Genomic DNA, 25,972 nt, shown 5'->3' on the forward strand with positions numbered 1-25,972 from the left:
GCTGGCCGGTGCGCTGGCACGCCGACCGAGCGCAAGCGTCCCATGCCGCTACAGTCCGCGCTGAGCTCTCTCCCCCCCCGCATGCCATCACACAAGGTGACATCTGCACACCTATGCTTGCCGAAACCTGCCTCGCTCCGGGGCGGCCTGCTGCGATCTTGACTCCCTAAGAAGGCTGCCCCGGAACGCCATTCATGGCGACCAAAGCAGGGACCAACTTCCACTGACGGACCGTCAGCAATGGCGCTGGATGAGCGTCATTCGAGCGTCAAGGCACTGGGCGATCCAGCGGGACTACGGCCGCGCCCCTTCGTTCGCCACCTAAAACCGCAGGCCAGGCGACCGTAGTGGTGAGCGACGGCCTCCACCTGTTGTCGGGATGAAAACAGGTGGAGTTGCTACCGAATCCGAAAAATCGCAGGTCAGGAGCCCTTTGTGACAGGCTCCAGAATCGCCACGCACTCCACGTGATGCGTCATCGGGAACAAGTCGAACGCCCGCAGCGTCCGTACCCGGTAGCCGCCCTCCTTGAAGTAGGCGATGTCGCGGGCCAGGGCCGCCGGGTCGCACGCGACGTAGGCGATGCGGCGGGCGCCCAGGCCTGCGAGGTGCTTGACCGTCTGCTTGCCGGCGCCCGCGCGGGGCGGGTCCAGGACGATGAGGTCCACCTCCGTGATGCGGGTGCGCGGGAGGACGGTCTCCACCTTGCCCTGCTCGATGCGCACGCGGTCGTAGGCCTCGAGGTTGTGGCGGGCGTCCTCGACCGCGCGCTTGCCGGACTCGATGCCCAGGACCGCGCCCTGGTCGCCGACGCGGTCGGCGATCGCGCCCGCGAAGAGGCCGACGCCGCAGTAGAGGTCCAGGGCCGAGTCGCCCTTGCGGGGCATCAGGCCCTGCATGACCGCGAGGACCAGGGTCTGGGCGGCCTTCGGGTGGACCTGCCAGAAGCCGCCGTTGCCGACGCGGTACGTGCGGTCGTCGGCGCGCTCGCGGACGAAGGCGCGGCCGTGGACCCGGTGCACGCCGCCGTCGTTCTCCTCGACGCGGAGGACCGAGACCGGCTTGTCCAGTTCCACCAGGGGGAGGCGGGCTCCGGGGCGGGGGGTCAGGATGACCTGGCGGTCGCCCGAGCCCGTCGCCGCGATGGCCTCCACCGAGGCCATGCCCTCCCAGGTGCGCTTCTCGATGCCGAGTTCCGTGACGCCGGGAGCCGCGATCATGCAGTGGTCGATCACCTCGACCTCGTGCGAGCGGTGCCGGCGCAGGCCCGCGTGGCCCTCGACGTCGACCGCGTACTGCACGCGGGTGCGCCACTGCGGGACCTCGCCCACCGGGAGCTTGTCGCCCTCGGCCGGCATCACGGTGCCGTCCCAGCCGGCCTCCTCCGGGGTGAGCCCGGCGAGGCGCTGGAGCTGCTCGGCGATGACCTCGCCCTTGAGGCGGCGCTGTGCGCCCGGCTTGGCGTGCTGCCAGTCGCAGCCGCCGCACTTGCCCGGGCCGGCGAAGGGGCAGGGGGCTTCCACCCGGTCCTTGGAGGCGTCCAGGACCGTGATCGCGTCCGCGCGCAGGTAGCGGGAGGTCTCGTCGCCCTCCGTCACCTTCGCCACGACCCGCTCGCCCGGCAGCGCGTGCCGGACGAAGAGGACCCGGCCGCCCTCCGTCCGCGCGATGCAGTGGCCGCCGTGCGCCACCGGACCGACCTCGACCTCGTACTCTTCCCCGACCAACGAAGGAACAGGTGCGTTCTGCATGATCGGGTGACTCCAGGGGAAGAGGGAGGTGGGCTGCCGCTCGCGGCAGCGAGCCAGGCGGCAGCCCACCAGTCTACGTGCCCTTTCCGGCCGGTTCCTTCGTGCGCTTCTCGACCGGGCCGCGCCGCACCGAACCCGGCGCGTTCCAGTCCTGCCTCTTCCGGGCCCGCTTCCTCGCGGCCTCGGACGAGCGGAGCTGGTACGGGACCGAGGTGACCATCACGCCCGGGGTGAAGAGCAGCCGGCCCTTGAGCCGCAGGGCGCTCTGGTTGTGCAGCAGGTGCTCGTACCAGTGGCCGACGACGTACTCGGGGATGTAGACCGAGACGGCGTCCCGCGGGCTCTCGCGGCGGATGTTCTTGACGTACTCGATGACCGGCCGGGTGATCTCGCGGTACGGCGAGTCGAGGATCTTCAGCGGTACGTTGATCCCGCGCCGGTCCCACTCCTCCCGCAGCGCCTTGGTCTCGGCCGGGTCGACGTTGACGCTCAGCGCCTCCAGCTCGTGGGCGTGCAGCAGCTTCGCGTACGCGAGGGCGCGCAGCGTCGGCTTGTGCAGCTTGGAGACGAGGACCACGGAACGGACGCGGGAGGGCCGGACGTACTCGTCGGGGCGCTCCTCGGCCGCCGCGATCTCCTCCGCCACCGAGTCGTAGTGGCGCCGGATCGCCGACATCGTCCCGTAGAAGATCACCATGCCGAGCAGCGCGACCCAGGCGCCGTGGGTGAACTTCGTGGCGAGGACGACGACCAGGACCAGGCCGGTGAAGAAGGCGCCGAAGGCGTTGATCGCGCGGGAGCGGATCATGTGGCGGCGCTTGGCCGGGTCCTTCTCGGTCTTCAGGTGCCGGTTCCAGTGCCGGACCATGCCGGTCTGGCTGAGGGTGAACGAGACGAAGACGCCGACGATGTACAGCTGGATCAGCTTCGTCGAGTCGGCTCCGTAGACCCACACCAGCAGCATCGCGGCGCCGGCGAGGAGCACGATGCCGTTGGAGAAGGTGAGCCGGTCGCCGCGGGTGTGCAGCTGGCGCGGCAGGTACCGGTCCTGGGCGAGGATCGAGCCGAGGAGCGGGAAGCCGTTGTACGCCGTGTTGGCGGCGAGGAAGAGGACGAGCGCCGTGGCGGCGGCGAGGACCACGAAAAGGAACGTTCCGTCGCCGAAGACCGCCGCGGCGACCTGGGAGATCACCGGGTCCTGTACGTAGCTCTCGCCGACCGGCTGCCCGTTGCTCAGCAGGTCGTGCGCCGGGTTCTCGGCCATCCGTACGTCGGTGGCCATCGCCAGGAAGATGATGCCGCAGAACATGGTGACGGCCAGGCCGCCCATGAGGGCGAGCGTCGTGGCCGCGTTCTTCGACTTCGGCTTGCGGAAGGCGGGGACGCCGTTGGAGATCGCCTCGACGCCGGTGAGGGCGGCGCAGCCGGAGGAGAAGGCGCGGAGCAGCAGGAAGACCAGCGCGAAGCCGGCCAGGCCCTCGTGCTCGGGCTTGATCTCGAAGTCGGCGGTGGGCGCCTTCATGGTGTCGTCGAGGACGATCCCCTTGTACGCGCCCCAGGCGATCATGATGAAGACGCCGACGACGAAGACGTACGTCGGGATGGCGAAGAGGCTGCCCGACTCCTTGACCCCGCGCAGGTTCATCAGCGTGAGCAGCAGGATGACGGCGACCGCGCAGAGGACCTTGTTCTCGACGACGAACGGGACGGCCGAGCCGAGGTTCTCGATTCCGGAGGAGATCGAGACGGCGACGGTCAGGACGTAGTCGACGAGCAGCGCGCTGGCGACGGTCAGACCGGCCTTCGGGCCGAGGTTGGTGTTGGCGACCTCGTAGTCGCCGCCGCCGCTCGGATAGGCGTGCACGTTCTGGCGGTAGGAGGCGACGACCGTGAACATCAGGACGACGACGGCCAGCGCGATCCACGGGCTGAAGTGGTAGGCCGACAGACCCGCGATCGACAGGACGAGCAGCACCTCGCCGGGTGCGTACGCCACCGAGGACAGCGGGTCGGAGGCGAAGACGGGGAGGGCGATGCGCTTCGGGAGCAGGGTCTCCCCGAGCTTGTCGCTGCGCAGAGCCCGTCCGATCAGGATGCGTTTGGGCAGGTCGGTCAGTTTGGACACGCAGAGGATCGTAAGCGTTAGGAATTCGTCAGGCTCACCTCGGGCCCCCATCCACACCGAATCTCCCTGGCCGCGACCTGACAGGGGCCTCGGATGCGGTCCCGCCCGGGGTTGCCGCATAAGCTCGGACCGGGCAGCACGGCAGGGCGCTGCCCGCCACGGCCCGGGCCAGTCGGGTGAGGAAAGTTGTGAGCAGGGTGTTTTCGCAGGTCAGCAAGACGATCAGGAGTGCGGGGTAAGGGGACGTGCACATCGTCATCATGGGCTGCGGGCGAGTGGGAGCCGCTCTCGCGCAGACCCTGGAGCAGCAGGGGCACACCGTCGCGGTCGTGGACCAGGACCCGACGGCTTTCCGCCGTCTCGGCTCCGGTTTCGGCGGACGCCGTGTCACGGGCGTCGGGTTCGACCAGGACACCCTGCGTGAGGCGGGGATCGAAGAGGCCGGCGCCTTCGCCGCCGTGAGCAGCGGCGACAACTCGAACATCATCGCGGCGCGGGTCGCGCGCGAGATGTTCGGCATCGAGAACGTGGCGGCCCGGATCTACGACCCCCGGCGCGCCGAGGTCTACCAGCGGCTCGGCATCCCGACGGTCGCGACGGTCCGCTGGACCGCCGACCAGATGCTGCGGCGGCTGCTGCCGTCCGGCGCGGAGCCGCTGTGGAGCGACCCGAGCGGTGGCGTGCAGCTGGCGGAGGTGCACACCTCCGCGGCGTGGATCGGCCACAAGATCAGCAAGCTGCAGGACGAGACAGGCGTACGCGTGGCATTCCTCACCCGGCTGGGCGAGGCGGTCATCCCCTCCTCGCAGACGGTGCTGCAGGAGGGCGACCTCGTGCACGTGATGATGCGTATCGACGAGATCGGCAAGGTCGAGGCGGCCTTCGCCGAGGGTCCTGAGGAGGGCGGTCACTGATGCGTGTCGCAATCGCGGGCGCGGGTGCGGTGGGCCGTTCCATCGCGGGCGAGCTCCTGGAGAACGGCCACGAGATCCTGCTGATCGACAAGGCGCCCACGGCCATCTCGGTGGAGCGGGTGCCGCAGGCGGAGTGGCTGCTCGCCGACGCCTGCGAGATCACCTCGCTGGACGAGGCGGCGCTGCAGCGCTGCAACGTGGTCATCGCGGCCACCGGAGACGACAAGGTGAACCTGGTCGTCTCGCTGCTCGCGAAGACCGAGTACGGCGTGCCGCGCGTCGTCGCCCGAGTGAACAACCCGAAGAACGAGTGGCTCTTCAACGAGTCCTGGGGCGTGGACGTCGCCGTCTCGACGCCGCGTCTGATGTCGGCCCTGGTGGAGGAGGCGGTGAGCGTCGGCGACCTGGTCCGGCTGCTGCGCTTCAGCCACGGCGACGCGAACCTGGTGGAGCTGACGCTGCCGCCGGAGTCGGCTATCGCGGGTACGGCGGTGGGCGACGTGGCCTGGCCGCAGGACACCTCCCTCGTGACGATCATCCGCGGCTCCCGGGTCCTGACCCCGACCGCCGAGGAGACCCTGGAGGCCGGCGACGAGCTCCTCTTCGTGGCCGCCCAGGCCCGCGAGGAGCAGCTGGAGGACCTCCTCTCGGTCCGCCGCGACGAGGGCGCCCCGAAGAACTGACGGCGCGTGCCCGTACGGGGAAGGGCCCGGGACCTTGAGAGGTCCCGGGCCCTTCCCCGTACGAACGACGACGCCTACGGCTTACGCCTCCGGCTGCCTGGCCGCGGCTTCCTCGCGGGCCTTCTCGGCCGCCTCCTCCGCCTCCATCTCGGCGAAGACGTCGATCGGCGGCGGGGCCTTCGCCAGGAAGACCCACGTCAGGTACACCGCGAGCAGGAACGGCGGGATCTTCAGCGCGACGAGCACCCAGCCGAACTGGGTCGTGTCGGCCCACCAGTAGAGCGGGAAGAGGATCGCGCACTTGGCGAGCAGGATCAGGCCCCAGGCCCAGCTCGCCTTGGCGTACGCCTTCTTCCGGCCGAGGTTACGGGTCCGCCAGGAGAGGTTCTCCTTGAAGACCGGGCCCAGGATGAGGCCGATCAGCGGCACGCCCGCGATCGTCGTGATGATGTACGCGAGGGCCAGGCCCAGCGTGTACAGCATGCCCGGCAGGTAGAAGTCCTTGGCGTTGCCGGTCATCATCGCGAAGACCACGCCGAACGCGACGCCGAAGACACCGCTGAAGGCGTGCTTGACCGTGTCCCGGCGGATCAGCCGGACGGCGACCAGGACCAGGGAGACCGCGAGCGCCGCGATCGCCGAGATGTGCAGGTCCTTGTTGATCGTGAAGATCGTGACGAAGAGCAGACCGGGCACGACCGTCTCGATCATGCCGCGCAGACCACCGAACGCCTCGAAGAGCGCGGCCTCCGTGACCTCCTTCGATGCCCGGCGGTCCTGATCCGACTGATCCGACTGGTCCGTCGGATCCGTCTGATCCTTCGTCGGCTTGTCGAGCGACGTCACCGGCTACTCCTGTCCGAGCGGTCGGAGCTCGTATTTGGGGTTGAAGAGGACCCGCCGGCCGTGGCTCATGGAGATCCGGCCGGAGGCGATCAGCTTGCGGCCCGGCTCTATGCCCACGATGGACCGCCGGCCCAGCCACACCACGTCCAGCGGGGCCGTGCCGTCGAACAGCTCGGCCTCGAGGGCGGGCACACCGGCCCGGGGGCGCAGCGTGACCGTGCGCAAGGTACCAGTCACCTTGACTATCTGGCGGTCGGAACAGTCCGAGATGCGCGTGCAGCCCGACGCCTCGGCGTCCTCCTGGAGCTCTTCGGACTCCAGCTCCTCCTGCGAGGTGGACAGCCGGTCGAGCATCCGGCGGAAGCGCCCGGCCGGCTTCTCTGTACGGGGTGCGGCACTCATACAGAAAGCGTACCGGCCGCCGACGGCAGCGGAACCGGCCCGGATCGCCCCGGACCGCCCCGCATCAGCGCGCCACCTGTCAGCGCGGCCCGAATCAGTGCTCGAAGCGGTAGCCCATCCCCGGCTCCGTGACGAAGTGCTTCGGGTGCGAGGGGTCGGCCTCCAGCTTGCGCCGCAGCTGCGCCATGTAGACCCGGAGGTAGTTGGTCTCGGTGCCGTACGACGGGCCCCAGACCTCCTGCAGGAGCTGCTTCTGGCTCACCAGGCGCCCGCTGTTGCGGACGAGCACTTCGAGGAGGTGCCACTCGGTCGGCGTGAGACGGACGTCCCGCCCGTCCCGGTGGACCTTCTTCGCGGCCAGGTCGACCGTGAAGTCCTCGGTCTCGACCGTCACGACGCCGTCGTCCCCGCCGCCGACCGGCTCGGCCCTGCGCACGGCGGCGCGCAACCGGGCCAGCAGCTCGTCCATGCCGAAGGGCTTGGTGACGTAGTCGTCGGCGCCGGCGTCGAGGGCCTCGACCTTCTCGTCGGAGGTCTGGCGCGCCGAGAGCACCAGGATCGGCACTCGGGTCCAGCCGCGCAGGCCCTTGATGACCTCGACACCGTCGAGGTCCGGCAGGCCGAGGTCGAGGACGACCACGTCGGGGTGGCGTTCGGCGGCGAGCCGAAGGGCGGTGGCGCCGTCGGGGGCCGCGTCCACCTCGTACTTGCGCGCCTTGAGGTTGATCACCAGCGCGCGGACGATCTGCGGCTCGTCGTCGACGACGAGAACCCGGGTCATCGAAGGCTTCCTTCTCTCTGCTTCGTACGTCTGGAAGAACGGGGTCGTCCGGGAGGACGGGGTCGTGCTCGGGGACGGGGTCGTGCTGGGGGACGGGGTCGTCCCGGAGGGCGGGGTGGGTCGTGGGGTCACGTGGTGATCCGGGCGGTGGGCAGGTCGGAGTCCGAGGGCGGCAGCTGACCGTTCACGGCCTTGAGGGTCAGCGTCATCGTGAGGCCGCCACCAGGGGTGTCCTCCGCGGTGATCGTGCCCCCCATGGCCTCGACGAAGCCCCGGGCGACCGCGAGGCCGAGGCCGACGCCGGAGCCCCGCGGGGCGTCCCCGAAGCGCTGGAACGGCTCGAAGACGCGCTCCTTGCTCTCGTCCGGCACCCCGGGCCCCCGGTCGACGACGCGCAGCTCGACCCGGTCGCCCAGGGCGCTCGCGGAGACGGTCACCGGCGTCCCGTCGGGGCTGTACTTGACCGCGTTCTCGACGACGTTGGCGACGACCCGCTCCAGGAGCCCCTTGTCGACCTCCACCATCGGCAGGGTCTCGGGGATGTCCAGCTCGGCACTCCCGTCCGGCACGCCGCCGAGGGCCATGGGAACCACCTCGTCCAGGTCGATGGGACGGATAAGGGGGGTGACCGTACCGGTCTGGAGCCGGGACATGTCGAGGAGATTACCGACCAGATGGTCCAGCCGGTCCGCTCCGTCCTCGATGCCCTCGAGAAGTTCCGCCCGGTCCTCCTCTGACCAGTCGACGTCGTCGGAGCGCAGGGAGGAGACGGAGGCCTTGATGCCGGCCAGCGGGGTACGAAGGTCATGGCTGACGGCCGCGAGGAGCGAGGTGCGGATCTTGTTGCCCTCGGCCAGCTTGCGGGCCCTCTCCGCCTCGCCGACGAGCCGCTGGCGGTCCAGGACGACCGCGGCCTGGGCGGCGAAGGCGCCGAGCACACGACGGTCCTCGGCGGGCAGGACGCGGCCGGTCAGCGCGAGCGCCATGTGCTCGCCGACGGGCATGTCCACGTCCGCGTCCTCGGGGCGGGCGGCGGGGCGCTGTCCGACGCTCGCCGCGCAGGTCCACGGCTCGACGTCGCTCTCGCGTTCGAGGAGGGCGACCGATTCCATGGAGAAGGTCTCCCGGACGCGTTCGAGCAGGGCGGGCAGGCTGGACTCCCCGCGCAGCACGCTTCCGGCCAGGTACGAGAGCACCTCGGACTCGGCGCGCAGCCGGGCGGCCTGGTGGGTGCGCCGGGCGGCGAGGTCGACCACCGAGGCGACGGAGACGGCGACGCCGAAGAAGACGGCGATGGCGACGATGTTCCTGGGGTCGGAGATCGTCAGCTGGTGCACCGGCGGGGTGAAGAACCAGTTCAGCAGGAACGAGCCGAAGGCGACCGACGCGAGGGCCGGCAGGAGCCCGCCGAGCAGCGCCGAGGCGACGGTCAGCGCAAGGAACAGCAGCATGTCGTTGGCGAGGCCGAGGTCGGCGTCGATGTGCGTGAGGAGCAGGGTGAGCAGCGCGGGGCCCGCGATGCCGACCAGCCAGCCCCAGATGATCCGGGAGCGGCCGAGCCGGGCGCCCCGGGCGACGGGCAGGCCGCGGCCCTTGGCGACCTCGTCGTGGGTGACGATGTGGACGTCGAGGTCGGGGCCCGACTCGCGGGCGACGGTCTGGCCGACGCCGGGACCGAACATGTACTGCCAGGTCTTGCGGCGGCTGGAGCCGAGGACGATCTGGGTGGCGTTGACGCCCCGGGCGAACTCCAGGAGGCCGGAGGGGATGTCGTCCCCGATGACGTGGTGGAACGTTCCGCCCAGGTCTTCGACCAGCGTGCGCTGGACGGCGAGTTCCTTGGGCGAGGCGGCCGTGAGGCCGTCGCTGCGGGCGATGTAGACGGCGAGCACCTCGCCGCCGGCGCCCTTCTCGGCCAGCCGGGCGGCGCGGCGGATGAGCGTACGGCCCTCGGGGCCGCCGGTGAGGCCGACGACGATCCGCTCGCGGGCCTGCCAGGTGGAGCGGATGCCGTGCTCGCCCCGGTACTGCTGGAGGTACTCGTCGACCCGGTCGGCGGTCCAGAGCAGGGCCAGCTCACGCAGGGCCGTGAGGTTGCCGGGGCGGAAGTAGTTGGCGAGGGACGCGTCGATCCGGTCCGGTTTGTAGATGTTGCCGTGGGCCATGCGGCGCCGCAGGGCCTGGGGCGACATGTCGACCAGCTCGATCTGGTCCGCGCGGCGCACGACCTCGTCGGGGACGGTCTCCTGCTGGCGCACGCCGGTGATCGACTCGACGACGTCGCCCAGCGATTCGAGGTGCTGGATGTTGACGGTGGATATGACGTCGATCCCGGCGGCGAGCAGCTCCTCGACGTCCTGCCAGCGCTTGGAGTTCCGGGAGCCCGGCACATTGGTGTGGGCCAGTTCGTCCACGAGTGCGACGGCGGGCTTCCTGGCGAGGACGGCGTCGACGTCCATCTCGGTGAAGGTGGCACCCCGGTACTGGAGGGTGGCGCGCGGGACCTGCTCCAGGCCGTGCAGCATCACCTCGGTGCGCGGCCGTCCGTGGTGCTCCACCAGGGCGACGACGCAGTCGGTGCCTCGTTCGACACGGCGATGCCCCTCGGAGAGCATCGCGTACGTCTTGCCGACGCCCGGTGCCGCGCCGAGGTAGATCCGTAGCTTGCCGCGTCCCATGCCATGACCTTACGTCCAGAGAATCGGACATTCCGCACCAGGGGCAAGCGCGACAAGCTGTATTGACGTGATTCTGATGGCTCCGGGAGCGAACCGGCGGAAAGGTGGCTGGCGCTTTCCCGCGGAGTCGCTACGCCCTTCCGTGAGGCGCCCACGGCTCCTGGCCCGGCGGCCGACGGCGCGGGATCGGATATTGGATATTGGACAGTGGATATTGGATCCGATATCCACTGTTGATCCACTGCCGCCGTCAGTGCTCGATGATCTCGCCGTCGTTCAGTTCGAGCACCCGGTCCGCGAGGCCCAGGAGCTGGGCGTCGTGGGTGGCCACCAGGGCCGTCACACCCTCGCTGCGGACCACCGCGCGCAGCAGGTGCATCACCGCGAGTCCGGTCTCGGCGTCGAGCTGGCCGGTCGGCTCGTCGGCGATCAGCAGGGCCGGATTGTTGGCGAGGGCCCGGGCGATGGCGACGCGCTGCTGCTGGCCGCCGGAGAGCTCGCCGGGCCGCTGGGCCGCGTGGTCGGCGAGGCCGACCAGGGCGAGCAGGAGCGCCACCCGCTCCTCGCGCATCTTGGGATCGGCCTTGCGCAGCCGCAGCGGTACACCCACGTTCTCGGCGGCGGTCAGGATCGGGATGAGCCCGAACGACTGGAAGATGAAGCCGATCCGGTCCCGGCGCAGCTCCAGGAGCCCGTTCTCGCCGAGCTCCGCGAGGTCGGTGCCGTCGATGGTGATCCGGCCGCCGTCGGGGGCGTCCAGGCCGCCGACCAGGTTGAGCAGGGTGGTCTTGCCGGAGCCGGAGCGGCCCTTCAGGGCGACGAGCTCCCCGCGCGGGATGTCGAAGGAGACCCCGCGCAGCGCGTGGACGGCGGCCTCACCCGTACCGTACGAGCGGCGCAGCTCCTCGACGCGGACCATGGGTCCGCCGGTCGGGTCCTCGGCGACGGCCGTGCCGGACCGGGCGCTGCTCTCACTCATCGCTGTGCTCCCCCTCGTCGAACGTGTGCGCCCGTCAGTATGGGCCGCCGAGGGCCCGCACGACCAGGGTCCGGACATGCCGGTGGGCCGCATTCCGGACACGTTGTCCGGAATGCGGCCCACCGGCCTAGATCGCGAAAGAGTACGAATACGGGGTCAGCGGACCTCGGTGATCTCCGGTCCGCGCTGGAGCTGGCCCATGCCTCCGGAGAAGCGGGAGCCCTCCTGCTCGTCCTGCTGCACGCCGTCCGGCACCATCTGCGCGTCGTTGGGCAGCTTGAGGACGATGGGGTCGCGCGGGGCCATCGGGCCCTCGCCCCGGACCACCACGGTGTCCCGGACGATCTGCTCCAGCAGACCGGCGGCCTCGGGCTGCACGGCTCCCTGGCCGGAGATGACTCCGCGCAGGAACCAGCGGGGCCCGTCGACGCCCACGAAACGCACCAGCTGCACACCGCCGGTGCCGTCCGGCAGCTGCACGGGGACCTGCGCCCGCAGCTCCCAGCCCAGCGGGCCCTCGACCTCGTCGATGACCCCGCCCTGCTGGGTGATGCCGGAGGCGATCTCCTCGCGGACCTCGCCCCAGATGCCTTCCTTCTTCGGCGCGGCGAAGGCCTGCAGCTGTACGGCGCTGTTCTGCAGCACCACGGTGGCCGCGACGATCGCGTCGCCCGCCACCTCGACCCGGAGCTCCATGCCCTCGACTCCGGGCACGAAGATTCCGCCGAGGTCCACGCGGCCGTCCTCCGGCTTGGAGACCTCGGCGATGTCCCACGGTCCGTCGGGCCGGGGCGCCGGCGGAAGGTTCACCCGACGCGGCCCACCGGCCGTGTCGTCAGTGTCGACCTCGTCGACGACCTGCTCGGCCTCGCCCGCCGCGTCCTCAGCGGTACCGTTCTTCTTGCGACGTCCGAACACGTCACTGTCCTTCCCGGTCGGATACGACCGAAGCGTATCGATTCCCACCCGTTGCGCCGTCCACGGCGGCATGACCGCCGGTGGACCCGAAGCCCCCCTCGGCCCGCGCCGAGCCGGGAAGCTCCGCCACCTCGTGGAAGCGCACCTTCTCGACCTGCTGGACGACCAGCTGGGCAATCCGGTCGAACCGTTCGAACCGCACGCTCTCGCGCGGGTCCAGGTTGACCACGATCACCTTGATCTCTCCACGGTACCCGGCATCCACCGTCCCTGGGGCATTCACCAGGGCCACTCCGCAGCGGGCGGCCAGGCCCGAGCGCGGGTGCACGAAGGCGGCGTAGCCGTCGGGGAGCGCGATGGAGACGCCGGTCGGCAGCACGGCCCGCTCCCCGGGGGCCAGGACGGCCGCCTCGGTGGTCACGAGATCGGCTCCGGCGTCGCCGGGGTGGCCGTAGGCGGGGATCGGCACGTCGGGGTCGACGCGGCGGATCAGGACGTCGAGAGGGGAGTTGCTCATCAGGGGTTCACCTCGAAGGCGCGGGCGCGCCGGACCTGGTCGGGGTCGGACATGGCGGCCTGGATCTCCTCCGGGCGGCCGTTGTCGATGAAGTGGTCGACCTTGACCTCGATGAAGAGGGCGTCGGCGCGGACGGCGACGGGGCCTTCCGGCCCGCCGATCCGGCCGACGGCGGTCGAGTAGATCTTGCGCCCGTGCACGGCGGTGACCTCGGCCTCCAGGTGCAGGACGGTGCCGACGGGGACGGGCCTGACGAAGTCGGTCTCCAGGCGTCCCGTGACGGCGATGACCCGCAGCAGCCAGTTCAGGGAGCCGAGGGTCTCGTCGAGCGCGGTGGCGAGGACGCCGCCGTGCGCGAGGCCGGGGGCGCCCTGGTGGTCGGGGGTCACCGTGAACTCGGCGGTGACGGTCACGCCCTCACCGGCCCGGGCCTCCAGGTGGAGTCCGTGGGGCTGCCCGCCGCCGCACCCGAAGCAGTGCGCGTAGTGCGCGCCGAGCGGCTCGCCCGGGGCAGGCGCGTCGGGGTGGCGTACCGGCGGTATGGCGTCGGCCGGCGGGGTGAGGCGAGGAGATGTTGCGGTCACAGGCGCAGACCTTACCCGCGAGTCCGGGCGCAGGTCGCGCCGTGCCAAGCTTGGACGCATGCAGCCTTCCGCCTCCTCCCCCGTTCCGCCCGCCCCGGCGGCCTCGGCGCCGCGTTTCGACGAGCGGCTGACCGCTCCCGGCTCCTGGTGGGTCATCACGGCTCTGCTGGGCCTCAGCGGCGGTCTGGTCATGTTCCCGCTGGGCACCGTCCCGACGCTCGGCGGCGTGATCGCCGCGGGCGCGCTGGCGGCGGTGGCCGTGTCGTCGTACGGCTCGGTGCGGATCCGGGTGGTGTCCGGTTCGCTGGTCGCGGGTGACGCACGGATCCCGGCGACGGCGCTGGGGACGCCGGAGGTGCTCGACGAGGAGGAGGCGCGCGCCTGGCGCACGTTCAAGGCCGATCCGCGCGCCTTCATGCTGCTGCGCAGCTATGTGCCGCGGGCGGTCCGGATACAGGTCACCGACCCCGAGGACCCGACGCCGTACGTCTATCTCTCCACCCGCGACCCGGAGGGCCTGGCGGCCGCGCTCGAGGCGGCCCGCACGGAGGGCCAGGACAGCTAGAAGGGCCAGGACGGCTAGAAGCCGATCTGCTTGGGGTTCTCGGGCTGCTCCAGCGGGGGCAGCCCCTCCAGGGCGTCCCAGGGGACCTGTCGCGCGCGCAGGTCCTTGCGGACGTGCTGGGCGAGCTTTCTGGTGTCACGGCGGTTCATCACGGCGCCGACGGCCGCGCCGACCATGAACGGCATCAGGTTGGGCAGGTTGCGGACCATGCGCTTCATGATCTGCTGGCGCAGCTCGCGCTTGAGCTGGCCGCCGAGCGCCGCGTTGACGGTGGTCGGCTTGGTGGGGTCGATGCCCCGCTCCTCGGTCCAGGCGGTCAGATAGGCCGTCGACCGCTGGGTGAGCGTGCCGGGTGGCCTGAGTCCGTAGACCTCGTGGAGTTCGGCGATGAGCTTGAGCTCGATCGCGGCGACCCCGGTGATCTCGGCTGCGAGCTCGGCGGGCATGGCCGGGGGTACGGGCAGCATGGCGGCCGCGCCGACGCCGGCACCGACGGTCGAGCTGGCATTGCAGGCGCCCGCGATGAGCTTGTCGGCGATCTGCTCCGGGCCGAGCCCGGGGAAGTGCTTGCGCAGGGTCGCCAGGTCCCGGACGGGGACGCGCGGGGCGATCTCGATGATCCGGTCGGCGAGGTAGCCGATGCCCGCTCTGGCGCTCTCGCCGCCGCGCTTCACGCCGCGTTTGACGGCGTCGATCCGCGCGCGGTCGAGCTTCATACGGTCCAGCTGCACGCGCGCCGGGTCGGCGACGCGCTTGACGAGGCGCCCACCGCGTGAAGCGTCCCGCTCCTCCGGTTCCGGCACCGTGGCAGCTTCGAGCGAGGCCGAAGGGCCCCGCTCGTCGTCACGTGCGCCGAGGGAGGGCAGGAGGGCGGCCTGCTCGGCTGCCGTGGCCTCCTGGGCCACGTCCGCCGGGTTCGAGCCGCCCTGTTCCGCCTCCGGCCTCCCAGGAAGCCGGAAGCGTCGCTTCCGAGACGGTGAGTCGCCTGCCACGGTCGACCGATCTCAGTCGCAGTCGCGGCAGATCGGCTGACCGTTCTTCTCCCGAGCCAGCTGGCTGCGGTGGTGCACGAGGAAGCAGCTCATGCAGGTGAACTCGTCCGCCTGCTTGGGCAGGACCCGGACGGCCAGCTCCTCGTTCGAGAGGTCGGCGCCGGGCAGCTCCAGGCCTTCGGCGGCCTCGAACTCGTCGACGTCGACCGTCGAGGTCGACTTGTCGTTCCGGCGGGCCTTCAGTTCCTCAAGGCTGTCCGAATCGACGTCGTCGTCGGTCTTGCGTGGGGTGTCGTAATCCGTTGCCATGTCGCTCTCCCCCTCTGGGTGGTTGCGGTGTCTCCAGCGCAGGTAACGCTCGAGAGGCCGGACTTGTGCCCGACCCGAGGCGGAGATTTTGCCTCACATCAAGGTCTGTTACTCAATCGACACCCAACCGGCCCTCTCACGAGTGATCGGCGTTGGGTGGCGAACCGGACCGTACACGGTCCTCCTGCCGCCCTTCACGGGCGCCACCCCGTGTACTTCCCGTCATCCAGGGCCCGGGAAACCCGGACTTTTCCGGGTTTTCCCATGAATTCTCGATCACGGAGAGTAGAGCGCCGGATGCATGCCCCTGTGATCGATCACACACGTGCGTCTCAGGGGCGGACCCGGAATTCCGCGCAAAGCGAACGGAACCGGTTGGTACTCGAAGTGTGTCAGATGGGCAGAGTGACACGCATCACGAGACCACCGCCTTCGCGGGGCTCCGCGATGATACGGCCACCGTGGGCACGCGCGACGGAACGGGCGATCGACAGGCCGAGTCCGACGCCCTTGTCGCTCCCGGTCCGCTCCTGCCGCAGCCTTCTGAACGGCTCGAAGAGGTTGTCGATCTCGTACGCGGGAACCACGGGACCCGTGTTCGAGACGACGAGGACCGCCTGACCGTGCTCGGTCGCGGTGGTGACCTCCACCCAGCCTTCCTCGGCCACGTTGTACCGCACGGCGTTCTGGACCAGGTTCAGGGCGATCCGCTCCAGGAGCACGCCATTGCCCTGGACGACGGCAAGGCCACGCTCGCCGCGGATCTCCACGCCCTTGGCCTGGGCCTCGGCGTGCACCTGGTCGATGGCGCGCGAGGCGACCTCCGCGAGGTCGACCGGCTTGCGCTCGACGATCTGGTTGTCGCTGCGGGCGAGCAGCAGCAGGCCCTCGACCAGCTGCTCGCTGCGCTCGTTGGTGGCGAGCAGGGTCTTGCCGAGCTGCTGGAGCTCGACCGGCGCCCCGGGGTCGGAGAGGTGGACCTCCAGGAGCGTGCGGTTGATCGCCAGCGGGGTGCGCAGCTCGTGCGAGGCGTTGGCGACGAACCGCTGCTGGGCGGTGAAGGCCCGCTCCAGGCGCTCCAGCATCTCGTCGAAGGTGTCCGCGAGCTCCTTGAGCTCGTCGTCCGGGCCGTCCAGCTCGATCCGGCGTGCCAGGTCGGAGCCGGCCACCTGGCGGGCGGTCCGGGTGATCCGGCCCAGCGGGGAGAGCACCCGGCCGGCCATGGCGTAGCCGAAGGCGAAGGCGATGATGCTCAGGCCGAGCAGGGCGAAGAGGGAGCGGCGCAGGAGGTCGTCGAGCGCCATTTCCCGCTGGCGCTGGAGGCAGGCCGAGACGGCGTGGTCGAGCTGCTCGCCGGTGCCCTGGACGGGCAGCTCGCACCAGGAGGTGGTCGGCTGGACCTTGCCCTCGATGACCTTGAAGGGCAGCTCGGAGGCGCTGTCGCCCAGGGCCTGGGCGGTGAAGAGGTAGATGATCGACAGCAGCAGGATGCCGGCGATCAGGAACATGCCGCCGTACAGCAGCGTGAGCCGTATCCGGATGGTCGGGCGGAGCAGCGGCCTGACCGGGTCCCTCGGGTCCCAGGTCGGCTTCGGGGGCGCCTGTGGGTGCGCCGGTGTCGCGGCCACCGGGTCAGATCCGGTAGCCGGAGCCGGGCACGGTGACGATGACCGGCGGCTCGCCCAGCTTGCGGCGCAGGGTCATCACCGTGACCCGTACGACGTTGGTGAACGGGTCGGTGTTCTCGTCCCAGGCCTTCTCCAGGAGCTGCTCGGCCGAGACGACCGCGCCCTCGCTGCGCATGAGGACCTCCAGGACCGCGAACTCCTTGGGCGCGAGCTGGACCTCCTTGCCCTCGCGGAAGACCTCGCGGCGGTTCGGGTCGAGCTTGATGCCCGCGCGCTCCAGGACGGGCGGCAGCGGCACGGTGGTGCGGCGGCCGAGGGCGCGCACGCGCGCGGTGAGCTCGCTGAAGGCGAAGGGCTTCGGCAGGTAGTCGTCGGCACCCAGTTCCAGGCCCTCGACGCGGTCGCTGACGTCGCCGGCGGCGGTGAGCATCAGGATGCGGGTGGGCAAGCCGAGCTCGACGATCTTGCGGCAGACGTCGTCGCCGTGGACCAGCGGAAGGTCGCGGTCGAGGACGACCACGTCGTAGTCGTTCACCCCGACCCGCTCCAGGGCGGCGGCGCCGTCGTACACGACGTCGACGGCCATGGCCTCCCGGCGCAGTCCGGTGGCCACCGCATCGGCGAGCAGCTGCTCGTCCTCGACGACGAGTACGCGCACGTCGGTTCTTCCTTCCTGTGGGCCCATGCCCTCAACACGGACCGGGCGGTCTGAGCACTGACTGTGCGTGTCCATCCTGCCCCGTACGCGCGTAAACCGGCTGTAAGGCGGCCTGCGGGAGGCGGGCACGGGGCGTCGCGGTGGGCGGGGGGGCGTGTGGAAGCACGGGTGGAGTCAGAGGGGGCGTGCGAAGAATTCACCTGATTCCCGGGCCAGTTGAGGTTTCTCTGAGGAAACACCTGGGGAGGACGTCTGCACACCCCGTGATCACACTCTGCTTCGTGGCACACGTACGTCGCCGCCACAGGCCGCTCTGTCCCCCAGAGGTTCACAGCGTGTGATCCACCCACCCTCGGCACACCCCCGTGCCACCGACCCATGACGAGGGGGCGCACCATGGACGCTTTCACCGCAGGACTGCTGCAGCGCATAAGGACCGCGCAGACCGACCTCACACGGGCACGCGAGACGGGCGACGACTTCCTCGCGGAGGTCGAGCAGGCCGAGCTCGACGACCTGCACCGACTGGCCGCCGAGCACGGCGTGGAGGTCGGCGCCGCCAGCGTCTGACCCCATGCGGAGAGGCCCCGGTGTCCACACACCGGGGCCTCTCCGCGTCTCCGGTACCGCTCAGTCGTGCCAGGCCCCGAGCTCTTCCAGGAGCCCCTGGAGGGGCTCGAAGACGCCCGGTGGGGCCGCGACGGTCAGCTCGCCCGACGGGCGCTCGCCGGGCCGTCCGCCGGTCAGGGCGCCCGCCTCGCGGGCGATCAGGTCCCCGGCGGCGAGGTCCCAGGGGTTGAGGCCCCGCTCGTAGTAGCCGTCGAGGCGTCCCGCGGCGACGTCGCAGAGGTCGATGGCGGCCGATCCACCGCGCCGGATGTCGCGCAGGCGCGGGATCATCCGCTGGGCCACGTCGGCCTGATGGGCGCGGCGGGTCTGGACGTAGGCGAAGCCGGTGGAGATCAGCGCCTGGTCCATCGGGGGCGCCGGGCGGACCGCGAGGCGGCGCTCGCCGTGCGCCGCGTCGACGTACGCGCCGCCGCCGAGCACCGCCCGGTACGTCTCGTTCCGCATCGGCGCCTCGACCACGCCGACGAGGGTCTCGCCGTCGCGCTCGGCCGCGATGGACACGGCCCAGGTCGGCAGGCCGTAGAGGTAGTTCACGGTCCCGTCGAGGGGGTCGATGACCCAGCGGACGCCGCTGGTGCCGGGGGTGGCGGCGCCCTCCTCGCCGAGGAAGCCGTCGTCCGGCCGGTGCTCGGCGAGGAAGCCGGTGATCAGCTTCTCGGCCGCGATGTCCATCTCCGTGACGACGTCGATGGGGCTGGACTTGGTCTTGGCGACCGTCAGGTCGTCCGGCCGGCCGTCGCGCAGCAGCACGCCGGCCCGGCGCCCGGCCTCCAGGGCGAGGCCGAGCAGTTCGGTCAGCAGGGGGTCGGTCGGGGTGGGGTTCTCAGTCACCAGGGCTCCTCAGGCGTACGGACTGTCGGCGCCGGCCGCCGCGGGCCGCTCCGCCCGCGCGGGGCAGCAGCCGATCGGGCAGAGGTCGTGGGAGGCGCCGAGGGTGCCGAGGGCGCAGCGCTCGACCCGGGCCCCGCGCTCCCCCGCCGCGCGTTCCAGGACGAGGTCCCGTACGGCCGCGGCGAACCGGGGGTCGGAGCCGACGGTCGCCGAGCGGCGCACCGGCAGGCCCAGCTCGGCGGCCTTCGCGGTGGCTTCGGTGTCGAGGTCGTAGAGGACCTCCATGTGGTCGGAGACGAAGCCGATCGGGACCATCACCGCGGCCGGGACGCCGGCGCCGTGCAGCTCCTCCAGGTGATCGCAGATGTCCGGTTCCAGCCACGGGATGTGCGGGGCGCCGCTGCGCGACTGGTAGACGAGCTTCCAGGGGTGGGCGACACCGGTCTCCTCGCGGACGGCGTCCACGATCGCCCGGGCGACGTCCAGGTGCTGCCGCACGTAGGCGCCGCCCTCGCCGTGGTCACCGACGGGGCCGGAGGAGTCCGCGGCCGAGTCCGGGATGGAGTGCGTGGTGAAGGCGAGGTGCGCCTCGGCGCGGACCGACTCGTCCAGCTCGGCGAGGGAGGCGAGGACGCCCTCGACCATGGGGCGGACGAAGCCGGGGTGGTTGAAGTAGTGCCGCAGCTTGTCCACCCGGGGCAGCGGCAGCCCCTCCGCCTCCAGCTCCGAGAGCGCGTCGGCGAGGTTCTCGCGGTACTGCCGGCAGCCGGAGTACGAGGCGTACGCGCTGGTGGTGAGCACGGCGATGTGGCGCCGGCCGTCGGTGACCATCTCCCGCAGCGTGTCGGTGAGGTACGGCGCCCAGTTCCGGTTTCCCCAGTAGACCGGCAGGTCGAGGCCGGCCCGCGCGAAGTCCTCGCGCAGCGCGTCGAGCAGCGCGCGGTTCTGGTCGTTGATCGGGCTGACGCCGCCGAACAGGAAGTAGTGCTGTCCCACCTCCTTCAGCCGCTCCTTCGGGATGCCTCGGCCGCGCGTCACGTTCTCCAGGAACGGGACCACGTCGTCCGGGCCCTCGGGGCCGCCGAAGGAGAGCAGCAGAAGGGCGTCGTACGGGGCGGGATCGTGCTGATCGGACATGGCACCGATCCTGCCACCAGCCACTGACGGCCGATGGCCCGGCCCGACCGAAAAAGTGGCTGCACCATCCAGTTCAACGCCGTAGGCTTTAGCTGTTAATTACACGTTTGAGCCGCTGCCTGCCCGGAGATCCTCTTGCCCAGTCCCTACCGCGCGATCTTCGCGGCGCCCGGCACCAGATCCTTCTCGGTGGCCGGTTTCATAGGCCGGATGCCGCTGTCCATGATGGGCATCGGCATCGTCACGATGATCTCCCAGGTCACCGGCCGGTACGGCCTCGCGGGCGCGCTCTCCGCGACCATGGCCATGTCGGCTGCCGTCCTCGGCCCGCAGGTCTCCCGGCTCGTCGACCGGCACGGCCAGCGCCGGGTGCTGCGCCCGGTCACCCTCGTCTCGCTCGTCGCGGCGGCCGGGCTGCTGCTCTGCGTGCAGCAGAAGGCCCCGGACTGGACGCTGTTCGTCTTCACCGCCGTCATCGGCTGCGTGCCGAGCCTCGGTGCCATGACCCGGGCCCGCTGGGCGGACATCTACCGGGGGGAGGCGCGCCGGCTGCACACCGCGTACTCCTGGGAGTCGATCGTCGACGAGGTGTGCTTCATCTTCGGCCCGATCATCTCCATCGGTCTGTCGACGATCTGGTTCCCCGAGGCGGGCCCGCTCTTCGCCGCCGTCTTCCTGGCCGTCGGTGTCTTCTGGCTGACCTCGCTGCGGGCCACCGAGCCCGAGCCGCACCCGAAGGACGCCCACTCGGGCGGCTCGGCGCTGCGCTCCCCCGGTCTGCAGGTCCTCGCGCTCGCCTTCGTCGCCACCGGCGCGATCTTCGGCTCGGTCGACGTGGTCACGGTCGCCTTCGCGGAGGAGCAGGGCCACAAGGCCGCCGCCAGCCTGGTCCTCGCGGTCTACGCGCTGGGCTCCTGCCTGGCCGGCGCCGTGTTCGGGCTGCTGCACCTCAAGGGCGAACCGTCCCGCAGGTGGCTGCTGGGTGTCTGTGCGATGGCCGTGAGTATGATCCCCCTCCTACTGGCCGGGAACCTGCCGTTGCTGGCCGTGGCGCTCTTTGTCGCGGGCCTCTCCATCGCACCGACGATGGTGACCACGATGGCCCTCGTCGAAGCGCACGTACCGCGCACCAAACTGACCGAGGGCATGACCTGGACAGGGACCGGGCTCGCCGTCGGTGTCGCGCTGGGCTCCTCGGCCGCCGGCTGGGTGGTCGACGCGTCGGGTGCGGAGGCGGGGTACGTGGTGCCCGTGGTCTCGGGCGCGTTCGCGGCCGCGGTGGGTCTCCTGGGGTACCGCCGGCTGCGCAGGCCGGTGCCGACGCGGGAGGGGCAGCGTGAGCAGGACACCGAGAGCACGGTGGACGAGCACGAGGGCGGCGAGCAGCCCGTGGCGTAACTGGGCCGGGAACGTCACCTCCCGTCCCGCGCGGGAGGTGAGCCCGGCCTCGGCCGAGGAGCTGGCCGACGCCATCAGGAAGGCCGCCGAGGACGGGCTGCGGGTGAAGACGGTCGGTACCGGCCACTCCTTCACCTCGATCGCCGCCACGGACGGCGTGCTGATCCGTCCGGACCTGCTGACGGGCATCCGGCGGATCGACCGCGAGGCGATGACCGTGACCGTGGAGTCCGGCACTCCGCTGAAGCGGCTCAACGTGGCGCTGGCCCGGGAGGGCCTGTCGCTCACGAACATGGGCGACATCATGGAGCAGACGGTCGCCGGGGCCACCTCCACCGGGACGCACGGCACCGGCCGCGACTCCGCCTCGATCGCCGCGCAGATCCGGGAGCTGGAGCTGGTCACGGCGGACGGCGGGCTGCTGACCTGTTCGGAGAAGGAGAATCCGGAGGTCTTCGCGGCCGCCCGGCTCGGGCTCGGCGCGCTGGGCGTGGTCACGGCGATCACCTTCGCCGTCGAGCCGGTCTTCCTGCTCACCGCGCGCGAGGAGCCGATGACCTTCGACAGGGTCACCTCGGAGTTCGACGCGCTGCACGCGGAGAACGAGCACTTCGAGTTCTACTGGTTCCCCCACACGGACAACTGCAACACCAAGCGCAACAACCGCAGCGTGGGCCCCGCCGCCCCGCCCGGACGGATCGGTGCCTGGATCGACGACGAGCTGCTGTCGAACGGCGTCTTCCAGCTCGCGTGTTCGGTGGGCCGGGCGGTCCCCCCGGTCATCCCGTCGATCGCCAAGGTCTCCAGCCGCGCCCTGTCGGCCCGTACGTACACCGACATCCCGTACAAGGTCTTCACCTCCCCGCGCCGGGTGCGCTTCCTGGAGATGGAGTACGCCCTGCCGCGCGAGGCGGCCGTCGCGGCGCTGCGCGAGGTGAAGGCGATGGTCGAGCGTTCGCCGCTGAAGGTGAGCTTCCCGGTGGAGGTGCGGACGGCGCCCGCCGACGACATCGCGCTCTCCACGGCCTCGGGGCGGGAGACGGCGTACATCGCGGTGCACGTCTACAAGGGCACGCCCCACCGCGCGTACTTCACCGCGGTGGAGCGCATCATGACCGCGCACGGCGGCCGGCCGCACTGGGGCAAGGTGCACACCCGGGACGCGGCGTACTTCTCCGAGGTCTACCCGCGTTTCGCCGAGTTCACCGAGCTGCGCGACCGGCTCGACCCCGACCGGCTCTTCGCCAACGACTATCTGCGCCGCGTCCTGGGCGACTGAGTCCTGGGCGACTGACGGCCCATCACGCCGCCTGTCACTCGGCGGGCGTTCCGGCCTTCTCCGGAGCGCCCGCGCCGGTGGACGGGGTGTCCGTCGGGGGCACCGTGGGCGTCGTCGGACCGCTGGGGGTCGGGGTCGGCGTGGGGGTCGGCGGCGGGGTCGGCGTGGGCGTCGGGTCGCCGCCTGCGGAGCCCGAGGGGGTCGGCGTGGGGTCGGGGGTGCGGTTCCCGGAGTCGGGCGTCGCGCCGTCGGTGGGGGTGCCGCCGCCCTTCTCCCGCTGCTCCTGCCGCTGCCCCGTCGGCGCGTCGTCGGACGGCTGCTCGTTCTTCGCCTCGCCGCCGCGTCCGACGACCGAGCCGAAGGTCGTGGTTCCCTTCGTGCCGCTGAAGTCCTGATCGGAGATCAGTTCGTAGGTGGTGATGCCGCCCATGGCGACGAGGAAGACGAGCGCGGCGCCGACGGCGGACCGCTTCCAGCCCCGGACGCGCGTGCCGTGCGTGGTCGCCTCGCTGAAGTCCTCGTCGTACGGGGGCACGGCGGGCCCGCCGACGGTCGTGAGCACCTGGGTGCGGTCCAGGGCGGGGTGGTCCTCCGGGGCCCGGCCGACGGGTGCCTTCGCCGGCTCGGCGTGGACGGTGACCTCCCGGATCTGCTCGCCCGTGCGCTTGAAGACGTGCTGGAAGACCGAGCCGCCGCAGGTGGCGATGACGCTGATCACACCGGCGCCCAGGATCGTGCCGTACACACCGAGCGTGGAGGCGAGCTTCGCCGCCACGACGGCGGCGATCGCGGAGCCCGAGACCTGAGCGACGCTCAGGTCGAGCTTCTTCTTCTCACCGTTCTTCTCCTGCTCCATACCCACAAAGGACAAATGGGCGAAGGGGATGGTTCCGTTTCCGTGGTTTCTGTGAAGAGCGCCACGTGCGGCCGGAGATCACGGACACTCAACTCCCGTACCCCCGGAGAAGTTGGGCGGCGCGCCGGTCCACCCAGGTGGCCCGAATGGAGTACTCTGGCGATCCCTGGGTCCGGGCTCCCTCATGGGTGCCGGGTCACGGGGAGGGGGCCGAACGTGGCACTCGAACCGGCGGAGCCGAGGCACCGCACGGTCTCCCACTGCGGAGCGTGACCGGCAGTCACTCAGCGTCGCAAAAGGGTAACCGTGCCATAACGGCGATCCAAGATCCATGCCCGACACGCCGGGCAACTCGGCAAGGTTGTGGCAGGCTGCACCCGGGCAGGCCACACTCGACTAGCGGAAGCAGCGACGCACGTGACGTCGGCAGGCACCACCCGGGAGGTCCCCATGCCCGAACTGCGTGTCGTGGCCGTCTCCAACGACGGCACACGACTGGTGCTGAAGGCTGCTGACAGCACGGAGTACACGCTTCCGATCGACGAGCGGCTGCGCGCCGCCGTGCGCAACGACCGCGCGCGGCTCGGCCAGATCGAGATCGAGGTGGAGAGCCACCTCCGCCCGCGCGACATCCAGGCGCGGATACGTGCCGGTGCCTCCGCCGAGGAGGTCGCCCAGCTCGCCGGAATCCCCGTCGACCGCGTACGGCGGTTCGAGGGCCCCGTGCTCGCGGAGCGGGCGTTCATGGCCGAGCGGGCCCGCAAGACGCCCGTACGCCGGCCCGGCGAGAACACCGGACCGCAGCTCGGCGAGGCGGTGCAGGAGCGGCTGCTGCTGCGCGGCGCCGAGAAGGACACCGTGCAGTGGGACTCCTGGCGCCGCGACGACGGCACCTGGGAGGTGCTGCTCGTCTACCGCGTCGCGGGCGAGGTGCACACGGCGAGCTGGACGTACGACCCGCCCCGGCGGCTCGTCCAGGCCGTGGACGACGAGGCACGCGCGCTGATCGGCGAGACGGACGACACCATCGCCGCCGCGCCGGAGCCGAGCTTCCCGTTCGTGCCCCGGATCGCCCGGCTGCCGCGCGACCGGCCGCTGGACCGCACCCTCGACCGGACTCTCGACCGCCAGATCGAGCGCCCTGCCCCGGTTCCCGAGCCGGAGGACGAGCGGGACTCGCTGACCAGCCTGCTGGAAGCGGTGCCCAACTTCCGCGGCGACATGGTCGTCCCCGACCGGATCACCGACCCGGCCTCGACCGAGCCCGGAGAGGAGCCCGAGGCGGAGGAGCCCCCGGCTCCCGCGGCCTCGGCCGGCGCGGGCTCGGCCTACGCCGACGTCCTGATGCCCCGCGCGGTCTCGGGCCACCGCGACCGCCTCACGGGCACCACGGACCGCCAGGCGGAAGCGGACGGCGTCCGCCCGGGCCGCCGCGCGGCGGTCCCGAGCTGGGACGAGATCGTCTTCGGCACGCGAAGGAAGAAGCAGGACTGACGCCCGTACAGCAGGACGTATGGCAGTACGTAAGGCAGTACGTGAAGGGGCCCGCGCCGGGATCGGTGCGGGCTCCTTTGCCTTTGCCTTCGCCGTTCGGCAAGGCCTACTGCGGGTCCGGGCCCTTGGCGACGGGGCGGGCGGGGTCGTTGGACCACTCCGACCAGGAGCCCGCGTAGAGGGCGGACGGGATGCCCGCGATCGCCAGGGCGAGGACCTCGTGCGCGCCCGAGACGCCCGAGCCGCAGTAGACGCCGACCATCCCGTCCTCCTGGGCACCGAGCGCGTTGAAGCGGGCCGCCAGCTCCCGCGCCGGCAGGAAGCGGCCGTCCTCGGCCACGTTCTCCGCCGTCGGGGCGGAGACCGCCCCCGGGATGTGGCCGCCGACCGGGTCGATCGGCTCCACGTCGCCCCGATAGCGCTCCGCCGCCCGCGCGTCGAGCAGCAGGCCCGAGCGGGCCAGGGCCGCGGCCCCGTCCGCGTTCAGCAGCCCGACCTCGCTCGGGTCCGGCGCGAAGGCGCCCGGCTCCGGGCTCGGGGTCTCCTTCGACAGCTCGTGCCCCGCCGCCGTCCAGGCCGCGAGACCGCCGTCCAGGACCCGTACGTCCGTGTGCCCGGTCCAGCGCAGCAGCCACCAGGCCCGCGCGGCACCCCAGCCGAGGCCGCCGTCGTAGACGACGACCGGCGTGCCCGCGGAGACACCCGCCCGGCGCATCGCCGCGCCGAAGACCTCCAGGTCCGGCAGCGGGTGCCGGCCGCCAGGACCGGGCGGAGCGGCCAGTTCCGCGTCCAGGTCGACATAGACCGCACCGGGCACGTGCCCGGCCTCGTACTCGGGCCGTCCGGGCGGGCCGCCGAGCTGCCAACGGACGTCCAGGAGGACCGGGCGCCGGGCCCCGGCCAGGTCGCTCGCGAGATCGCTTGCGGAGATGATGGGCTTCATGGGTGCCATCCTCGCGCAGCCCGCCCCCGACCGGACCACGGCATAGGACGACGGAACTCGGCGCGGCCGAGGCG

25 protein-coding genes are annotated in these 25,972 nt (G+C 71.3%); 7 read left to right on the forward strand and 18 right to left on the reverse strand.

Annotated features, from left to right (window positions below; translation table 11 throughout):
- Positions 1 to 422: 422 nt before the first annotated feature.
- Positions 423 to 1,751 carry a class I SAM-dependent RNA methyltransferase gene (locus ACFWRO_RS08100; RefSeq protein WP_384505965.1) on the reverse strand — a complete coding sequence of 443 codons (1,329 nt, stop codon included), beginning with the start codon at positions 1,749 to 1,751 and terminating at the stop codon, positions 423 to 425.
- Positions 1,752 to 1,824: 73 nt separating this feature from the next.
- Complete coding sequence (locus tag ACFWRO_RS08105; RefSeq protein ID WP_384505967.1) at positions 1,825 to 3,876, reverse strand: APC family permease; 2,052 nt, start codon at positions 3,874 to 3,876, stop codon at positions 1,825 to 1,827.
- Between the two features lie 245 nt (positions 3,877 to 4,121).
- Here ACFWRO_RS08105 and ACFWRO_RS08110 point away from each other — a divergent pair, with 245 nt between their 5' ends.
- Positions 4,122 to 4,790: a TrkA family potassium uptake protein gene (locus ACFWRO_RS08110; RefSeq protein WP_315893327.1), complete on the forward strand. Its 669-nt coding sequence runs from the start codon at positions 4,122 to 4,124 to the stop codon at positions 4,788 to 4,790.
- On the forward strand, positions 4,790 to 5,473 hold the full coding sequence (locus tag ACFWRO_RS08115) for a potassium channel family protein (RefSeq protein ID WP_384505971.1): 684 nt from the start codon (positions 4,790 to 4,792) through the stop codon (positions 5,471 to 5,473). Before ACFWRO_RS08110 ends, ACFWRO_RS08115 begins: the two co-directional genes overlap by 1 nt.
- A gap of 81 nt (positions 5,474 to 5,554) precedes the next feature.
- Here ACFWRO_RS08115 and ACFWRO_RS08120 read toward each other — a convergent pair whose 3' ends face one another.
- The 8 genes from ACFWRO_RS08120 to ACFWRO_RS08155 all read right to left on the reverse strand — a co-directional run bounded on the left by ACFWRO_RS08120 (position 5,555) and on the right by ACFWRO_RS08155 (position 13,178).
- Positions 5,555 to 6,319, reverse strand: coding sequence for a DUF3159 domain-containing protein (locus tag ACFWRO_RS08120; RefSeq protein ID WP_384505974.1), 765 nt, complete (start codon positions 6,317 to 6,319; stop codon positions 5,555 to 5,557).
- A gap of 3 nt (positions 6,320 to 6,322) precedes the next feature.
- Positions 6,323 to 6,721, reverse strand: coding sequence for an OB-fold nucleic acid binding domain-containing protein (locus ACFWRO_RS08125; protein WP_361967355.1), 399 nt, complete (start codon positions 6,719 to 6,721; stop codon positions 6,323 to 6,325).
- A 94-nt stretch (positions 6,722 to 6,815) separates the two neighbouring features.
- Positions 6,816 to 7,502 (reverse strand): response regulator, encoded by a 687-nt coding sequence (locus ACFWRO_RS08130; RefSeq protein WP_362414558.1) that lies wholly within the window; start codon positions 7,500 to 7,502, stop codon positions 6,816 to 6,818.
- A gap of 128 nt (positions 7,503 to 7,630) precedes the next feature.
- Positions 7,631 to 10,180, reverse strand: coding sequence for an ATP-binding protein (locus tag ACFWRO_RS08135; protein WP_384505979.1), 2,550 nt, complete (start codon positions 10,178 to 10,180; stop codon positions 7,631 to 7,633).
- Between the two features lie 250 nt (positions 10,181 to 10,430).
- On the reverse strand, positions 10,431 to 11,159 hold the full coding sequence (locus tag ACFWRO_RS08140) for an ABC transporter ATP-binding protein (protein ID WP_384505983.1): 729 nt from the start codon (positions 11,157 to 11,159) through the stop codon (positions 10,431 to 10,433).
- Positions 11,160 to 11,315: 156 nt separating this feature from the next.
- Complete coding sequence (locus tag ACFWRO_RS08145; protein ID WP_384505986.1) at positions 11,316 to 12,077, reverse strand: DUF3710 domain-containing protein; 762 nt, start codon at positions 12,075 to 12,077, stop codon at positions 11,316 to 11,318.
- 1 nt (position 12,078) lies between these two features.
- Positions 12,079 to 12,594 carry a dUTP diphosphatase gene (gene dut, locus ACFWRO_RS08150; protein WP_384505989.1) on the reverse strand — a complete coding sequence of 172 codons (516 nt, stop codon included), beginning with the start codon at positions 12,592 to 12,594 and terminating at the stop codon, positions 12,079 to 12,081.
- Positions 12,594 to 13,178, reverse strand: a complete 585-nt coding sequence (locus ACFWRO_RS08155; protein ID WP_384505992.1) for a PaaI family thioesterase — start codon at positions 13,176 to 13,178, stop codon at positions 12,594 to 12,596. The genes dut and ACFWRO_RS08155 overlap by 1 nt, the downstream gene beginning before the upstream one ends.
- A 58-nt stretch (positions 13,179 to 13,236) precedes the next feature.
- Between ACFWRO_RS08155 and ACFWRO_RS08160 the strand changes: the two genes are divergently transcribed.
- Positions 13,237 to 13,743, forward strand: a complete 507-nt coding sequence (locus ACFWRO_RS08160) for a DUF3093 domain-containing protein (protein ID WP_384505995.1) — start codon at positions 13,237 to 13,239, stop codon at positions 13,741 to 13,743.
- A gap of 14 nt (positions 13,744 to 13,757) precedes the next feature.
- Here ACFWRO_RS08160 and ACFWRO_RS08165 read toward each other — a convergent pair whose 3' ends face one another.
- From ACFWRO_RS08165 to ACFWRO_RS08180, 4 genes are all read right to left on the reverse strand, one after another.
- A complete protein-coding gene (locus tag ACFWRO_RS08165; RefSeq protein ID WP_384505997.1) occupies positions 13,758 to 14,735 on the reverse strand; it encodes a hypothetical protein in 978 nt (325 codons plus the stop codon).
- Between the two features lie 12 nt (positions 14,736 to 14,747).
- On the reverse strand, positions 14,748 to 15,044 hold the full coding sequence (locus tag ACFWRO_RS08170) for a DUF4193 domain-containing protein (RefSeq protein WP_003955561.1): 297 nt from the start codon (positions 15,042 to 15,044) through the stop codon (positions 14,748 to 14,750).
- Between the two features lie 392 nt (positions 15,045 to 15,436).
- The gene (locus ACFWRO_RS08175; protein ID WP_384506000.1) at positions 15,437 to 16,672 is read right to left on the reverse strand and encodes a sensor histidine kinase; all 1,236 of its coding nucleotides are present in this window, start codon (positions 16,670 to 16,672) and stop codon (positions 15,437 to 15,439) included.
- Positions 16,673 to 16,676: 4 nt separating this feature from the next.
- A complete protein-coding gene (locus ACFWRO_RS08180) occupies positions 16,677 to 17,330 on the reverse strand; it encodes a response regulator transcription factor (RefSeq protein ID WP_384506003.1) in 654 nt (217 codons plus the stop codon).
- Positions 17,331 to 17,726: 396 nt separating this feature from the next.
- Between ACFWRO_RS08180 and ACFWRO_RS08185 the strand changes: the two genes are divergently transcribed.
- Positions 17,727 to 17,900 (forward strand): hypothetical protein, encoded by a 174-nt coding sequence (locus tag ACFWRO_RS08185; RefSeq protein ID WP_361967377.1) that lies wholly within the window; start codon positions 17,727 to 17,729, stop codon positions 17,898 to 17,900.
- A gap of 60 nt (positions 17,901 to 17,960) precedes the next feature.
- Here ACFWRO_RS08185 and ACFWRO_RS08190 read toward each other — a convergent pair whose 3' ends face one another.
- Together ACFWRO_RS08190 and ACFWRO_RS08195 are read right to left on the reverse strand one after the other, a co-directional pair.
- Positions 17,961 to 18,791 carry an inositol monophosphatase family protein gene (locus tag ACFWRO_RS08190; protein WP_384506006.1) on the reverse strand — a complete coding sequence of 277 codons (831 nt, stop codon included), beginning with the start codon at positions 18,789 to 18,791 and terminating at the stop codon, positions 17,961 to 17,963.
- 9 nt (positions 18,792 to 18,800) lie between these two features.
- Positions 18,801 to 19,928 carry a ferrochelatase gene (locus ACFWRO_RS08195; protein ID WP_384506009.1) on the reverse strand — a complete coding sequence of 376 codons (1,128 nt, stop codon included), beginning with the start codon at positions 19,926 to 19,928 and terminating at the stop codon, positions 18,801 to 18,803.
- A gap of 135 nt (positions 19,929 to 20,063) precedes the next feature.
- Between ACFWRO_RS08195 and ACFWRO_RS08200 the strand changes: the two genes are divergently transcribed.
- Complete coding sequence (locus ACFWRO_RS08200) at positions 20,064 to 21,326, forward strand: MFS transporter (RefSeq protein ID WP_384506012.1); 1,263 nt, start codon at positions 20,064 to 20,066, stop codon at positions 21,324 to 21,326.
- Positions 21,265 to 22,605 carry a D-arabinono-1,4-lactone oxidase gene (locus ACFWRO_RS08205; RefSeq protein WP_384506015.1) on the forward strand — a complete coding sequence of 447 codons (1,341 nt, stop codon included), beginning with the start codon at positions 21,265 to 21,267 and terminating at the stop codon, positions 22,603 to 22,605. Before ACFWRO_RS08200 ends, ACFWRO_RS08205 begins: the two co-directional genes overlap by 62 nt.
- Before the next feature lie 34 nt (positions 22,606 to 22,639).
- Here the strand turns inward: ACFWRO_RS08205 and ACFWRO_RS08210 are convergent, their stop codons facing one another.
- A complete protein-coding gene (locus ACFWRO_RS08210; RefSeq protein WP_384506018.1) occupies positions 22,640 to 23,461 on the reverse strand; it encodes a hypothetical protein in 822 nt (273 codons plus the stop codon).
- Between the two features lie 450 nt (positions 23,462 to 23,911).
- Here ACFWRO_RS08210 and sepH point away from each other — a divergent pair, with 450 nt between their 5' ends.
- Positions 23,912 to 24,955 (forward strand): septation protein SepH, encoded by a 1,044-nt coding sequence (gene sepH, locus ACFWRO_RS08215; protein ID WP_384506021.1) that lies wholly within the window; start codon positions 23,912 to 23,914, stop codon positions 24,953 to 24,955.
- 106 nt (positions 24,956 to 25,061) lie between these two features.
- Here the strand turns inward: sepH and ACFWRO_RS08220 are convergent, their stop codons facing one another.
- Entirely contained in the window at positions 25,062 to 25,898 is an 837-nt protein-coding gene (locus tag ACFWRO_RS08220) for a sulfurtransferase (RefSeq protein ID WP_384506024.1), read from the reverse strand.
- Positions 25,899 to 25,972 lie beyond the last annotated feature (74 nt).

It is taken from the genome of Streptomyces sp. NPDC058579 (assembly GCF_042718575.1).
In the GTDB taxonomy this organism is placed as follows: Bacteria; Actinomycetota; Actinomycetes; order Streptomycetales; family Streptomycetaceae; genus Streptomyces.

Coding starts and splice junctions, on each gene's coding strand:
- ACFWRO_RS08135 (WP_384505979.1), bottom strand. CDS start 10,180: ATGGGACGCGGCAAGCTACGGATCTACCTCGGCGCGGCACCGGGCGTC.
- ACFWRO_RS08130 (WP_362414558.1), bottom strand. CDS start 7,502: ATGACCCGGGTTCTCGTCGTCGACGACGAGCCGCAGATCGTCCGCGCG.
- ACFWRO_RS08140 (WP_384505983.1), bottom strand. CDS start 11,159: ATGAGTGAGAGCAGCGCCCGGTCCGGCACGGCCGTCGCCGAGGACCCG.
- sepH (WP_384506021.1), top strand. CDS start 23,912: ATGCCCGAACTGCGTGTCGTGGCCGTCTCCAACGACGGCACACGACTG.
- ACFWRO_RS08100 (WP_384505965.1), bottom strand. CDS start 1,751: ATGCAGAACGCACCTGTTCCTTCGTTGGTCGGGGAAGAGTACGAGGTC.
- ACFWRO_RS08160 (WP_384505995.1), top strand. CDS start 13,237: ATGCAGCCTTCCGCCTCCTCCCCCGTTCCGCCCGCCCCGGCGGCCTCG.
- ACFWRO_RS08125 (WP_361967355.1), bottom strand. CDS start 6,721: ATGAGTGCCGCACCCCGTACAGAGAAGCCGGCCGGGCGCTTCCGCCGG.
- ACFWRO_RS08210 (WP_384506018.1), bottom strand. CDS start 23,461: ATGGAGCAGGAGAAGAACGGTGAGAAGAAGAAGCTCGACCTGAGCGTC.
- ACFWRO_RS08170 (WP_003955561.1), bottom strand. CDS start 15,044: ATGGCAACGGATTACGACACCCCACGCAAGACCGACGACGACGTCGAT.
- ACFWRO_RS08220 (WP_384506024.1), bottom strand. CDS start 25,898: ATGAAGCCCATCATCTCCGCAAGCGATCTCGCGAGCGACCTGGCCGGG.
- ACFWRO_RS08185 (WP_361967377.1), top strand. CDS start 17,727: ATGGACGCTTTCACCGCAGGACTGCTGCAGCGCATAAGGACCGCGCAG.
- ACFWRO_RS08115 (WP_384505971.1), top strand. CDS start 4,790: ATGCGTGTCGCAATCGCGGGCGCGGGTGCGGTGGGCCGTTCCATCGCG.
- dut (WP_384505989.1), bottom strand. CDS start 12,594: ATGAGCAACTCCCCTCTCGACGTCCTGATCCGCCGCGTCGACCCCGAC.
- ACFWRO_RS08195 (WP_384506009.1), bottom strand. CDS start 19,928: ATGTCCGATCAGCACGATCCCGCCCCGTACGACGCCCTTCTGCTGCTC.